This is a genomic window from Xanthomonas sp. NCPPB 901, from assembly GCF_056725085.1.
Genome location: NZ_CM161511.1, coordinates 3,833,467 through 3,846,002, shown reverse-complemented (window position 1 = coordinate 3,846,002; position 12,536 = coordinate 3,833,467). Strand labels below are relative to the sequence as shown.

10 protein-coding genes are annotated in these 12,536 nt (G+C 70.1%); 9 read left to right on the top strand and 1 reads right to left on the bottom strand.

The features are described 5' to 3' along the window. Positions 1 to 4 precede the first annotated feature (4 nt). Both AC1PME_RS16185 and AC1PME_RS16180 read left to right on the top strand, forming a co-directional pair. On the top strand, positions 5 to 1,045 hold the full coding sequence (locus tag AC1PME_RS16185) for a sulfate/molybdate ABC transporter ATP-binding protein (RefSeq protein ID WP_254458924.1): 1,041 nt from the start codon (positions 5 to 7) through the stop codon (positions 1,043 to 1,045). Between the two features lie 303 nt (positions 1,046 to 1,348). Continuing rightward, positions 1,349 to 2,047 (top strand): TorF family putative porin, encoded by a 699-nt coding sequence (locus AC1PME_RS16180; RefSeq protein WP_019796739.1) that lies wholly within the window; start codon positions 1,349 to 1,351, stop codon positions 2,045 to 2,047. Between the two features lie 86 nt (positions 2,048 to 2,133). On the opposite strand, the gene tdh is transcribed toward AC1PME_RS16180, so the two are convergent. After that, entirely contained in the window at positions 2,134 to 3,165 is a 1,032-nt protein-coding gene (gene tdh / locus AC1PME_RS16175) for an L-threonine 3-dehydrogenase (RefSeq protein ID WP_254458922.1), read from the bottom strand. A gap of 205 nt (positions 3,166 to 3,370) precedes the next feature. Here tdh and AC1PME_RS16170 point away from each other — a divergent pair, with 205 nt between their 5' ends. The 7 genes from AC1PME_RS16170 to AC1PME_RS16140 all read left to right on the top strand — a co-directional run bounded on the left by AC1PME_RS16170 (position 3,371) and on the right by AC1PME_RS16140 (position 12,454). Beyond that, positions 3,371 to 5,530, top strand: coding sequence for a S46 family peptidase (locus AC1PME_RS16170; RefSeq protein ID WP_307551993.1), 2,160 nt, complete (start codon positions 3,371 to 3,373; stop codon positions 5,528 to 5,530). Between the two features lie 167 nt (positions 5,531 to 5,697). After that, positions 5,698 to 6,342: a histidine phosphatase family protein gene (locus AC1PME_RS16165; RefSeq protein ID WP_254458920.1), complete on the top strand. Its 645-nt coding sequence runs from the start codon at positions 5,698 to 5,700 to the stop codon at positions 6,340 to 6,342. Positions 6,343 to 6,828: 486 nt separating this feature from the next. Further along, positions 6,829 to 8,097 (top strand): bifunctional tetrahydrofolate synthase/dihydrofolate synthase, encoded by a 1,269-nt coding sequence (gene folC, locus AC1PME_RS16160; protein WP_481098132.1) that lies wholly within the window; start codon positions 6,829 to 6,831, stop codon positions 8,095 to 8,097. Between the two features lie 69 nt (positions 8,098 to 8,166). Beyond that, positions 8,167 to 9,243: an SPOR domain-containing protein gene (locus AC1PME_RS16155; RefSeq protein WP_481096426.1), complete on the top strand. Its 1,077-nt coding sequence runs from the start codon at positions 8,167 to 8,169 to the stop codon at positions 9,241 to 9,243. A gap of 96 nt (positions 9,244 to 9,339) precedes the next feature. Beyond that, complete coding sequence (locus tag AC1PME_RS16150) at positions 9,340 to 10,101, top strand: CvpA family protein (RefSeq protein WP_481096425.1); 762 nt, start codon at positions 9,340 to 9,342, stop codon at positions 10,099 to 10,101. Positions 10,102 to 10,129: 28 nt separating this feature from the next. Next, positions 10,130 to 11,596: an amidophosphoribosyltransferase gene (gene purF / locus AC1PME_RS16145; protein ID WP_481096424.1), complete on the top strand. Its 1,467-nt coding sequence runs from the start codon at positions 10,130 to 10,132 to the stop codon at positions 11,594 to 11,596. Positions 11,597 to 11,647: 51 nt separating this feature from the next. Continuing rightward, a complete protein-coding gene (locus AC1PME_RS16140; RefSeq protein WP_481096423.1) occupies positions 11,648 to 12,454 on the top strand; it encodes a ferritin-like domain-containing protein in 807 nt (268 codons plus the stop codon). Positions 12,455 to 12,536: the final 82 nt, after the last annotated feature.

Genomic DNA, 12,536 nt, shown 5'->3' with positions numbered 1-12,536 from the left:
TGCAATGAGCATCCGCGTACAGCACCTGGACAAGCGCTTCGGCGATTTCGCCGCGCTCGACGACGTCGGCCTGGACATCCGCCAGGGCGAACTGTTGGCGCTGCTGGGGCCATCCGGCTCCGGCAAGACCACGCTGCTGCGGGTGATCGCCGGGCTGGAGCACGCCGATCGCGGACGCGTGCTGATCCACGGCGAGGACGCCACCGCGCTGTCGGTGCAGGCGCGCCGGGTCGGCTTCGTGTTCCAGCACTACGCCTTGTTCAAGCACATGACCGTGTACGAGAACATCGCCTTCGGCCTGCGCGTGCGCCGCGAGGCGCGCTGGACCGAGGCGCGCATCCGTGCGCGGGTGCAGGAACTGCTGGCGCTGGTGCAGTTGCACGAGCTGGAGCGGCGCTACCCGGCGCAACTGTCCGGCGGCCAGCGCCAGCGCGTGGCGCTGGCCCGCGCGCTGGCGATCGAGCCGCGCGTGCTGCTGCTCGACGAACCGTTCGGCGCGCTCGACGCGCAGGTCCGCCGCGACCTGCGGCGCTGGCTGCGCGACCTGCACGAACGCACCGGTCTGACCACGGTGTTCGTCACCCACGACCAGGAAGAGGCGCTGGAGCTGGCCGATCGCGTGGCGATCCTCAACCGTGGCCGGATCGAGCAGATCGGCAGCCCGGCGCAGGTCTACGAGCAGCCGGCCTCGCCCTTCGTGTACGCCTTCGTGGGCGCGGTGAACCGGCTGCCGGCGCGCCTGCACGACGGTGCCGTGCAGATCGGCGGGCTGGCCTTGCCGGTACCGTCGACAGCGCTGTCCAGCGGCCCGGTCGAGCTGTACGTGCGGCCGGAAGACCTGGCGCCGGGCAGCGAGGGCTGGGCGGCGACGGTGCTGTCGATCCAGCGCAGCGGCCCGCGCCTGCGCCTGCGCGCGCAACTGGCGCACGGCCACGACGAGGTGGAGGTGGAACTGCCGGCGGGCGAGGGGGTGCCCGACTATGTGCCGGGCCAGCCGCTGCACCTGCGCGCGCGTCGCTACGGGGTCTTTGCCCGGCCCGACTGAGGCGCCATCGCGCCACGCAGAGGCGCACTGCCGTGCATGCACGGCGGTGCCGCCAACGGCTGCCCGAGCGGTCCTGGCCTGGCCGTCAGGACGCTGGCTGGGACCGCGCCTGGCGAAGCCGTGGCCGCAGTCGGCGCGCCGGCCATGTCCGTGTGTGACGTGATCCAGGGGCGTTGTGTCAGGGCATGGCATGCGCTTGGCGAAAAGTTGTTGCGCTGCACGATCAAAACAGTTAAAAAAGCGTGAAAGCGACATACGCCCGTCGCTGCAACCCACCCCTCTTCAACCGCAGGAGACTGACCGGTGAACAAGACCACTCTCGCCCTGGCCCTCGCACTGGCCGCTTCGCCGCTCACCGTCCTGGCCCAGGACGAGCCCACCTCGCCGATCACCGGCTCCTACGGCGTGGTCAGCGACTACGTGTTCCGTGGCGTCTCCCAGACCGACAAGGGCCCGGCGTTCCAGGCCGGTCTCACCTACACCTCGCCGTTCGGCCTGTACGTGGGCGCCTGGGGTTCCAACGTCGACTTCGGCGCCGGCGATCCGGATTGGGAAACGGACGGCTTCGTCGGCTACAACGTCGATTTCTCCCCGGACTGGAACTTTGACGTGATGGTCAACCGCTACGGCTATCCGGGCGCCGGCCGGTTGAACTACAACGAACTGATCACCAAGACCAAGTTCCTCAAGACCTACACCCTGACCGTGGCCTACACCGACAACGTGTACAACCTGGACAAGGACAGCTTCTACTACGCGCTGGACGGGAACTGGTCGCTGCCGCAGGGCTTCAGCGTCGGCGCGCACGTCGGCCGCACCACCTACGAAAGCGCGCTGACCGCCTACCAGGACTACACCGACTACAACGTCAGCGTGGGCAAGATGGTCGGCCCGCTGGCGCTGAGCGTGGGCTACTACGACACCGACAACAAGGGGCCGGAGAACTTCACCGAGCGCCTGGCCGGTCACCGCGTGGTGGTCTCGGGCACGATCGCGTTCTGATCGCATCGCTACCATGAAACGACGAAGGGCGCCGCAAGGCGCCCTTCGTATTTTTCCGGGACCGCCGCGCTGCCGCGGCGGGCGCCTCACCAGCTCAGCACGACCTTGCCGGCCTTGCCTTCTTCCATCAGGTCGAAGCCCTTCTGGAACTCGTCGATGGTCAGCTGGTGGGTCAGCACCTTGCCCAGCGGGAAGCCGGACAGCACCAGCTGGGTCATCTTGTACCAGGTCTCGTACATCTTGCGGCCGTAGATGCCCTGCACGGTCAGGCCCTTGAAGATGATCTTGTCCCAGTCGGCGCCGGCGCCGCGCGGCATGATGCCGAGCATGGCGATCTTGCCGCCGTGGTACATGCAGTCGAGCATGTCGTTGAAGGCGCGCGGGTTGCCGCTCATCTCCAGGCCCACGTCGAAGCCTTCCATGTGCAGGTCGGCCATCACCTCCTTGAGCGAGGTGTTGGCGACGTTGACCACGCGCGTGGCGCCCATGTCCGCGGCCAGCTTCAGGCGGAAGTCGTTGACGTCGGTGACCACCACGTTGCGCGCGCCGATGTGCTTGCAGATGCCGGCGGCGATGATGCCGATCGGGCCGGCGCCGGTGATCAGCACGTCCTCGCCGATCACGTCGAACTCCAGCGCGCAGTGCGCGGCGTTGCCGTAGGGATCGAAGAACGCGGCCAGCTCGGAGGGGATCTGGTCGGGGATCGGCCACAGGTTCGAGGCCGGCATCACCATGTACTCGGCGAAGGCGCCGTTGACGTTGACGCCGATGCCGACGGTGTTCGGGCACAGGTGCGGGCGCCCGCCGCGGCAGTTGCGGCAGTGGCCGCAGACGATGTGGCCTTCGGCCGACACGCGCTGGCCGACCTCGTAACCGGTGACCGCCGAGCCGAGCTGGGCGATGCGGCCGACGAATTCGTGGCCGATGGTCAGGCCGGGCTTGATGGTGCGCTGGCTCCACTCGTCCCACAGGTAGATGTGCAGGTCGGTGCCGCAGATCGCGGTCTTTTCCAGCTTGATCAGCACGTCGTTGGGGCCGGGGACCGGCACCGGCACCTGTTCCAGCCAGATGCCCTTGGCGGCGTCGCGCTTGACCAGCGCCTTCATTGTTTGCGCCATGTCGGTGCAGATTCGATGGGAAGAGGGCGCGCAGTATAAGCGCCCGGCCGGCGCGCCCATGTTGCGGCGCGGTCAGGGCGCGCCCGCCATGCCGTGCGCGGCGTACTCGGCGCTGGATGATCCGCCCCAGGGTGCCATTGGTCACGGTCCGGGCACTTGATGACAGCCGTTACACTCTAACGTCTGTCATCAAGGAAACCGCTCGATGCGTTCGAATCCGTTGGCTGTCGCCATCGCCGTCGTGGCCGCCCTGTCCGCTGCCTCCGCCGCCCATGCCGGCGAGGGCATGTGGGTCCCGCAGCAGTTGCCGGACATCGCCGGGCCGCTGCAGCAGGCCGGCCTGAAGCTGTCGCCGCAGCAACTGGCCGATCTCACCGGCGACCCGATGGGCGCGGTGGTCTCGCTCGGCGGCTGCACCGCCAGCTTCGTCTCGCCGCAGGGCCTGGTGGTGACCAACCACCACTGCGCCTACGGCGCGATCCAGCTCAACTCGACCCCGCAGAAGAACCTGATCCGCGACGGTTTCAGCGCCGCCAGCCAGGGCGCGGAACTGAGCGCCGGTCCCAACGCGCGCATCTACGTGCTCGACCGCATCACCGACGTCACCGCGCAGGCCAAGGCGGCGATGGCCGCCGCCGGCAACGATGCGCTCAAGCGCACGCAGGCGCTGGAGGATTTCGACAAGGCCCAGGTCGCCGCCTGCGAAGCCGACGCCGGCTACCGCTGCGCGCTGTACAGCTTCTCCGGCGGCAACACCTACCGCCTGTTCCGCACGCTGGAAATCCGCGACGTGCGCCTGGCCTATGCGCCGCCCTCGGGCATCGGCAAGTTCGGCGGCGACGTCGACAACTGGATGTGGCCGCGCCACACCGGCGACTTCTCGTTCTACCGCGCCTATGTCGGCAAGGACGGCAAGCCGGCCGCCTATGCCAAGGACAATGTGCCGTACCAGCCCAAGCACTTCCTGAAGTTCGCCGACCAGCCGCTGGGCGCCGGCGATTTCGTCATGGTCGCCGGCTACCCGGGCCGCACCAACCGCTATGCGCTGGCCTCCGAATTCGACGCCACCGCCGACTGGGGCTATCCCACCGCCGCGCGCCAGTACCGCGACCTGATCGCCTTGGTCGAGCAGGCCGGCAAGCAGAACCCGGACATCCAGGTGAAGTACGCGGCGACCATGGCCAGCTGGAACAACGTCGCCAAGAACTACGAGGGCCAGCTGGAAGGCTTCAAGCGCATCGACGCGGCGGCCAAGAAGCACGCCGAGGAACGTGCGGTGCTGGACTGGCTCAAGCGCCAGGGCGGCGAGGGCAAGGCCGCGCTGCAGGCCCACGCGCAACTGCTGGCGCTGGGCGAGCAGGCCAAGGCGACGCGCGATCGCGACCTGGTGCTGCGGCAGATGCAGCGGACCGGGGCGCTCGGCAGCGCGGTCATGCTGTACCGGCTGTCGATCGAACGCGCCAAGCCGGATGCCGCGCGTGAGCCGGGCTACCAGGAGCGCGACCTGCCCGAGATCGAGGGCGCGATGAAGCAGATGGAGCGCCGCTACGTCGCGTCCATGGACAGCCAGTTGCAGCGTTACTGGTTCGACCAGTACCTGAAGCTGCCGCAGGCGCAGCGCCTGCCGGCGCTGGACCAGTGGCTGGCCGGTGCCGATGCGCAGGCCGCCGCGGCGCGCCTGGCCGGTACCCAGCTGGGCAGCACCGAGCAGCGCCTGAAGTGGCTGCACGCCGACCGCGCCGCGTTCGAGGCCAGCGACGACCCGGCGCTGCGCTACGCGGTGGCGCTGATGCCGACCCTGCTGCAGATCGAGCAGGACCAGAAGCGCCGCGAAGGCGAGGAGCTGCTGGCGCGTCCGCGCTACCTGCAGGCCGTGGCCGACTACAAGAAGAGCCAGGGCGAGTTCGTGTATCCGGACGCCAACTCCTCGTTGCGCATCACTTTCGGCAACGTCAAGGGCTATTCGCCCAAGGACGGCGTGGAATACACCCCGTTCACCACGCTGGAAGGCGTGGTCGCCAAGGACACCGGCGTGGAGCCGTTCGACTCGCCCAAGGCGCTGCTGGAGGCGGCCAAGGCCAAGCGCTACGGCGGGCTGGAGGACAAGCGGCTGGGCACGGTGCCGGTGAACTTCCTGTCCGACCTGGACATCACCGGCGGCAACTCCGGCTCGCCGGTGATGGACGCGCACGGCAAGCTGGTCGGCCTGGCTTTCGACGGCAACTGGGAGTCGGTGAGTTCGAACTGGGTGTTCGACCCGGCGATGACCCGGATGATCGCCGTCGACGCGCGCTACCTGCACTGGATCATGCAGGAAGTGGCGCCGGCGCCGCGGCTGCTGAAGGAGCTGAACCTGGCCAAGTGAGCCAGGCCCGGCGGGCGGCGGTCGCGGCCGCCGCCCGCGTGTCCGCCACGCTGCGCCGCGGCGGCGCATCACGGGGATGCCGCGCAGGGTTTCCGGCGACGGAGCGGGTATCATGCCGCTCCGTTTTCGTTTGCGAGACGGTCCCTTCCCCCCAAGGAATCCAGCGCATGCGCATTCTGCTCGCCCGTCATGGCGAAACCCCGTGGAACGCCGAAGGCCGCTACCAGGGCCAGATCGACATCCCGCTGTCGCCGGTCGGCGACGCCCAGGCGCAGGCGCTGGGTGCGCGCCTGCGCGAAGTGCCGCTGACCCGCGCCGTGGCCTCGCCGCTGGCGCGTGCGCAACGCACCGCGCGCTTCGCGCTGGGGCCTGAGCGCGAGGCGCTGCTGCAGACCGATCCGGACCTGCAGGAGATTGCCCATGGCGAGTGGGAAGGGCTGCTGGCCAGCGAGATCCACGAGAAGGATCCGGCGCGCCTGCGCGCCTGGCGCGAGGAGCCGGACACGGTGCTGATGCCGGGCGGCGAGTCGCTGCGGCAGGTGCTGGAGCGTTCCTGGCGCGGTCTGGCCCGCGCCGCCGAGGGGCTGGGCGAACACGACACCTTGCTGGTGGTGGCGCACGATGCGGTCAACCGGGTGATCCTGTGCCGGATACTGGGCCTGCCGATCGCGCGGCTGTGGAGTTTCCGTCAGGCGCCGACCACGCTGAACCTGCTGGAAGGGCCGGACGTGGAGCGTCTGGAGGTGGTACGGCTGAACGATTGCGCGCACCACACGCCGTTCTTCGGCGAGGCGAAGCATCGGGCGCTGTAGCGCTTCTGCTGGTTCGTTGCCAGGACGCGTTGAGTTGATGCAAAGGCAAGATCGAGTGCTTTCGCGCTTGGTGCGCGAGTCACTTTTCTTTGCTTGTGCAAAGAAGGCTTTACAGCAGCCGGAGGCTGATCAAACTAACCAAAAGAAAGCACACCCGGGCGGCACGCCCTCCGCGCTGCGCGCTCCGGGTGCGCAAGCAGGCCGGACATTTTTCGGCTGCACTTGCCCGCTCCGCGGCCAAGCCCGGGGCAGGCGCCTCACGGCGCCAGCCCGTTCGCCGGGGCGAAGCAGTGCTTCGCCTTTATCCGACTCACCCATGTGCCGTCGAAAAACGGTGCGCTTCCTGCGCGCCGCCCCTGCGGGGTTTTTATCCGGCCTGCTTGCCGTGCCTCACGGAATCCGGAATAGCAACAGCCAAAGCCAAAGCAGCAGCAAAATGCGTCGTCGCTATGAGTGCGCGTGCTGGCGCCGTATCAATCGAGTTCAATCGCCTCCATGAACACCCTCCCCGAATGGCTCGCCTACATCGAGCGCCAACACCCCCAGGACATCGCCATGGGCCTGGAGCGGGTGCGCGCGGTGGCCGCGCGCATGCGCCTGACCCGGCCGGCCAAGCACGTCATCACCGTCGGCGGCACCAACGGCAAGGGCTCCACCGTGGCCTTCGTCGAGGCGATCGCGCGTGCCGCCGGCTGGCGCGTGGGCAGCTACACCTCGCCGCACCTGCTGCGCTACAACGAGCGCGTGCGCATCGACGGCGAAGAGGCCAGCGATGCCGAGCTGGTGAGCGCCTTCGCCACGGTGGAAGCCGCGCGTGGCGATACGGCGCTGACCTATTTCGAATACGGCACGCTGGCGGCGCTGTGGCTGTTCCAGCAGGCCAAGCTGGAACTGGCGGTGCTGGAAGTCGGCCTCGGCGGCCGCCTGGACGCGGTGAACCTGGTCGATGCCGACGTGGCGGTGATCACCACCGTGGACATCGACCACACCGACTGGCTCGGCAGCGACCGCGAGGCCATCGGCACGGAGAAGGCGGGCATCGCGCGGCCGTGGAAGCCGCTGGTGCTGGGCGAGATCGATCCGCCCTCCAGCGTGCTGCGCCGCGCCTACGCGATCGGCGCCAACGCGCTGCGCGCCGGCAGCGACTTCTTCCACGAGCCGATCGACGCCGAGCGCTGGCGCTGGCGCGACGTCGGCACCGAACTGCAGTTGCCGCTGCCGCAGCTGCGCGCGCCGGTGCAGCGCGCCAACGCCGCCACCGCCATCGCCGCCCTGCGCGCGCTGCGCCGGTCGCTGCCGCGCCACGCCTACGCCGAGGGCATCGCCGCCGCGCGCCTGCGTGGGCGCCTGCAGCCGTGCGTGCGCGACGGCGTGGAGGTGCTGGTCGACGTCGGCCACAATCCGCAGGCCGCCCGCGAACTGGCCGCCGCGCTGCAGGCGCAGCCGGCCGCCGGCCGCACCCATGCGGTGTTCGCGGCGCTGGCCGACAAGGACGCCGCCGGCGTGGTGGCCGCGCTGGCCGCGCAGGTCGACGCCTGGCATCTGGCCGGCTTGGGCGGCAGCCGCGGCCAGAGCGGTGCGCAGCTGCGCGCGCGGTTGGCGGACACGGCCGCCGCCGAGGCCGATCTCGCCGAGAGCGTGGCGCAGGCGCTGCAATCGGCGCTGGCGCAGGCGCGGCCGGGCGACCGGGTCCTGGTGTTCGGCTCGTTCCATACCGCTGGCGAGGCGCTGCACTGGCTGCATTCAGCCGGCTGATCCCGTCTCCGCGCGGGCCGACCTTATAATCGGGGCGGCACTCCGCCACGCCGCCCTCTCACCCTTTCCGTGGATACCGTCCTGAAACAGCGATTGATTGGCGCCCTCGTCCTGGTAGCGCTCGCCGTGATCTTCCTGCCGATGCTGGTGAAGGGGCCTGCGCCCGACAGCGGCGTGGCCAATGTGCCGCTGAAGGCGCCCGACGCGCCGGCCGACGGCCAGTTCGAGACCCGCGAGCTGCCGCTGGTGACCCCGGGCGACGCACCCAGCGGCGGGGCCGTGGGCATGGCCAAGGCCCCGGGCGCCACGCCCGCGGCGGCGGCCACGCCGGCGCCGGTCAAGGACAATCCCGATGCTGCCGACCTGGCCGATCCGGCCGCCGGCAGCGCCGCGCAGCCGTTGCCGCCGAGCACGGCTGCCGGCAACTACGCGGTGAATTTCGGCGCCTATGCCACCGCCGCCGATGCCGACGCGGTGATCGCGCGGCTCAAGCAGGCGCAGCTGCCCGGCTTCCGCGAGCAGGCCACGATCGGCGGTCGCCAGGCCTGGCGGGTGCGGATCGGGCCGTATGCCGATCGCGCCCAGGCCGAATCGGTGCGCCTGCAGGCGGTCAAGGTCCGCAACGACGTCAACGCCCAGGTGGTGACCCTGGACGCGGCGCCGAGCAACGCCACCCCCACCAGCAACGTCGTCGCCGCCGCGGCTGCCGCCCCGGCCAAGACCGAGGCGCTGCCGACGGAGCCGGCCAAGCCGGTGGCCACCGCCGCCAAGCCGGCGACGCCGCCGGTGCCCAAGCCGGCCACGCCCAAGCCCGAACCCGCCAAGCCGGCGCCCACCCCGGCCACCACGGCGGCCACCACGGCGGCGGCCAAGCCGGCGCCTAGCGTGCCCGCCGCGCCGGCCGCTGCCGGCACCGGCTTCGCCGTGCAACTGGGCGCCTTCGGCAAGGTCGAGGACGCCAATGCCCTGCGCGACAAGGCCCGCGCGGCCGGCTTCAGTGCTTTCGTCGAACAGGTGCGCACCGACAAGGGCGCGTTGAGCCGGGTGCGGGTCGGTCCGGTCGCCACCCGCGCCGATGCCGAGCAGTTGCGGGCCCAGGTCGCGGCCAAGGTCGGCATCAGCGGTATGGTACGTCCACATCCTTGATCGGGCTGCGGCCCATGGAGTAGTTGGCATGTCCCAGGGAAGGCAGGCGCGACGCGCGATCGGCGCGATGCAGCGGCTCGGCCGCGGGAGGCGCGCATGATCGACATGGTGCTGTTGACGGTGATCCTGGTCTCGGCCCTGCTCGGGGCGCTGCGCGGCTTCGTCGGCATCGTCGTCGGCACGCTGTCCTGGTTCCTGGCCGGCTGGGCGACCTTCCAGTTCGGCGGCAGCGCCGGGCAGTGGTTGGCCGACGGGGCCCGGCCGAGCATGAGTTATTACCTGGGCGGCTATGCGCTGACCTTCGTGACGGTGATGGCGGTGGTCGCCATCGTCGGCATGGTGATCCGCACCGCGGTGCGTTCGACCGCGCTGTCAGGCACCGATCGGGCGCTCGGCTTCGGCCTGGGCGCGGCGCGCGGCGGTTTGTTCGCCGCGGTACTGGCCTTCCTGATGAGCTTCACTCCGCTGACCCGCGAGCCGGACTGGCGCCATTCGATGGTGCTGCCGGTACTCAGCCCCGGGGTGGGCTGGATGCGCGCGCAACTGCCGGACTGGCGCATGCCGCAGATGCCGCAGTTGAACCTGTCGCAGATGCCGCAACTGAACGTGTCGCAGATGGATTTGGGCAACTTGCCCGCGGCAGGCGATAATGCCGCGCTGGGCAACGCCCTGCAGTCCAGTGGGCTGCAGGAGATGATGTCCAAGGCCCTGGGACGTCCCGGGGTGCGGTCCGCGCAGCCCGGGGGCGATCCGTCGCAACCGATGCCCGCGAACATCGATCCGGCGCAGGCGCGTCCGGTGCAATCCGACCCGGCACGGGTCGAACCCAACGGCCAGGCACGGCCACCTTCCCAATAGCGGCATCCCCGCCGCGGAGAGCGTTGACATGTGTGGCATCGTCGGAATCGTCGGCACCCAGAACGTGGCCGGGCAACTCTATGACGGCCTGGCCGTGCTGCAGCACCGTGGCCAGGACGCGGCGGGCATCGCCACCGCCGATGGCACCCGCCTGCGCGTGCAGAAGGCCAACGGCCTGGTCCGCGACGTCTTCGACGAGAAGCGCATGGCGGTGCTGGAAGGCCGGGTCGGCATCGCCCATTGCCGCTATCCGACCGCCGGGTCGGAAGGCATGGACGAGGCGCAGCCGTTCTACGTGAATTCGCCGTACGGCATCGCGCTGGCCCACAACGGCAACCTGGTCAATACCGAGGCCCTGCGCCAGCAGGTGTTCGAAGCCGACCGCCGCAACATCAACACCGATTCGGACAGCGAAGTGCTGCTGAACGTGTTCGCCTACGAACTGGACGCGCAGCGCATGCTGACCCCGGAAGCGGCGATCCGCGCCGTGGCCGGTGTGCACCGCCGCTGCAAGGGCGGCTACGCGGTGGTCAGCGTGGTGCTGGGCCTGGGCCTGGTCGCGTTCCGCGATCCGCACGGCATCCGCCCGCTGGTGCTGGGCAAGCGCGAGAGCGTGGAGGGCGACGAGTACATCGTCGCCTCCGAGTCCTCGGCGCTGGACATCCTCGGCTTCACCCGCGTGCGCGACGTGCGCCCCGGCGAAGCGCTGGTGATCACCGGCCGCGGCGAGCTGTTCTCCGAGGTGTGCGCCTCGCCCACCGACCACACCCCGTGCATCTTCGAGTACGTGTACTTCGCGCGCCCGGACTCGATGATCGACAACGTCTCGGTGCACAAGGCGCGCATGCGCATGGGCATGAAACTGGGCGAGAAGATCCTGCGCCTGCGCCCGGACCACGACATCGACACCATCATTCCGATCCCGGACACCTCGCGCGATGCCGCGCTGGAGATGTCCAACGTGCTCGGGGTGAAGTACCGCGAGGGCTTCGTCAAGAACCGCTACGTGGGCCGTACCTTCATCATGCCGGGGCAGGGCGAGCGGGTGAAGTCGGTGCGCCGCAAGCTCAACCCGATCCACCTGGAGTTCCGTAACCGCGTGGTGCTGCTGGTCGACGATTCGATCGTGCGCGGCACCACCAGCCGGCAGATCGTGCAGATGGCGCGCGACGCCGGCGCGCGCAAGGTGTACCTGGCCAGCGCCGCGCCGCCGGTGCGCTACCCCAACATCTACGGCATCGACATGCCGGCCGCCGACGAACTGGTCGCGCACGGCCGCAGCGAGCAGGAGATCCAGGAGTTCCTGGGCTGCGACTGGCTGATCTACCAGGATCTGGAAGACCTGGAGACCGCGGTGCGCGAGGGCAACCCGGAACTGAAGACCTTCGACTCCTCCTGCTTCAACGGCCAGTACACCACCGGCATCGAACCCGGCTACTTCGAGCGGATCATGCAGCTGCGTTCGGACGAGGCCAAGCGCAAGCGCCGTGCCTGAGCCCCGCGGCGCCCGCACCCGGGCGTGGCCCCTGCGCGCGGCGGCGGCGCCGTGAACGGCGACCTGTACCAGGCCGCGCGCGCCTGCCTGGACGCGGCCGACCCCGACGAGAAGGTCGTGCTGACCCAGCGCCATGCCGCGGCCTGGCGCGAGGGCACGCTGGCGCTGCCGGCCACCGCGCCGGCGCCCGAGCCGATCCGCATGCCGGGGCGGCCGCCGCGGCCGCTGCTGGTGCATCCGCGCGAGCTGCCGCGGCGCGGTCTCGGCAGTGCCGAGGGCCGCGCCGCCTTCATCCACGCCATCGCCCACATCGAACTCAACGCCATCGACCTGGCCTGGGACGCGGTCTACCGCTTCCGCGGCCTGCCGCCGGCGTTCTACGCCGACTGGGTGGCGGTGGCGGACGACGAGTCGCGCCATTTCGTGCTGCTGCGCGACCGCCTGCGCGCACTGGGCCACGCCTACGGCGATTTCGCCGCGCACAACGGCCTGTGGGAAATGTGCGAGAAGACCGCGCACGACGGCCTGGCGCGGATGGCGCTGGTGCCGCGGGTGCTGGAGGCGCGCGGCCTGGACGTGACTCCGGGCATGATCGCCAAGCTGCGCGCGCTCGGCGACGATGCCGCCGCCGACATCCTGGAGATCATCCTGCGCGAGGAAGTGGCGCACGTGGCCGCCGGCTCGCGCTGGTACCGCTGGTACTGCGCGCAGGCCGGGATCGAGCCGCGCGCCCGCTTCGCCGCGCTGCTGCGCGAGTACGCCGGCGGCTATCTGCACGGCCCGTTCAACCTGCAGGCGCGCCTGCTGGCCGGGTTCGACGAGGACGAATTGCTGGCCCTGCAGCAGCAGGCCGGCTGAGGCGGCACTGCCCCTCGGCAGGCGCTGCACCTGCCGCGACGACGCGCAGGCATGGACGGAATTCCGGTTGCGCCACGTGCGT

Bases quoted from the DNA above. Each gene is read 5' to 3' on its own strand.
- AC1PME_RS16185 (WP_254458924.1), top strand. From the start codon at position 5: ATGAGCATCCGCGTACAGCACCTGGACAAGCGCTTCGGCGATTTCGCC.
- tdh (WP_254458922.1), bottom strand. From the start codon at position 3,165: ATGGCGCAAACAATGAAGGCGCTGGTCAAGCGCGACGCCGCCAAGGGC.
- AC1PME_RS16170 (WP_307551993.1), top strand. From the start codon at position 3,371: ATGCGTTCGAATCCGTTGGCTGTCGCCATCGCCGTCGTGGCCGCCCTG.
- AC1PME_RS16165 (WP_254458920.1), top strand. From the start codon at position 5,698: ATGCGCATTCTGCTCGCCCGTCATGGCGAAACCCCGTGGAACGCCGAA.
- AC1PME_RS16150 (WP_481096425.1), top strand. From the start codon at position 9,340: ATGATCGACATGGTGCTGTTGACGGTGATCCTGGTCTCGGCCCTGCTC.
- purF (WP_481096424.1), top strand. From the start codon at position 10,130: ATGTGTGGCATCGTCGGAATCGTCGGCACCCAGAACGTGGCCGGGCAA.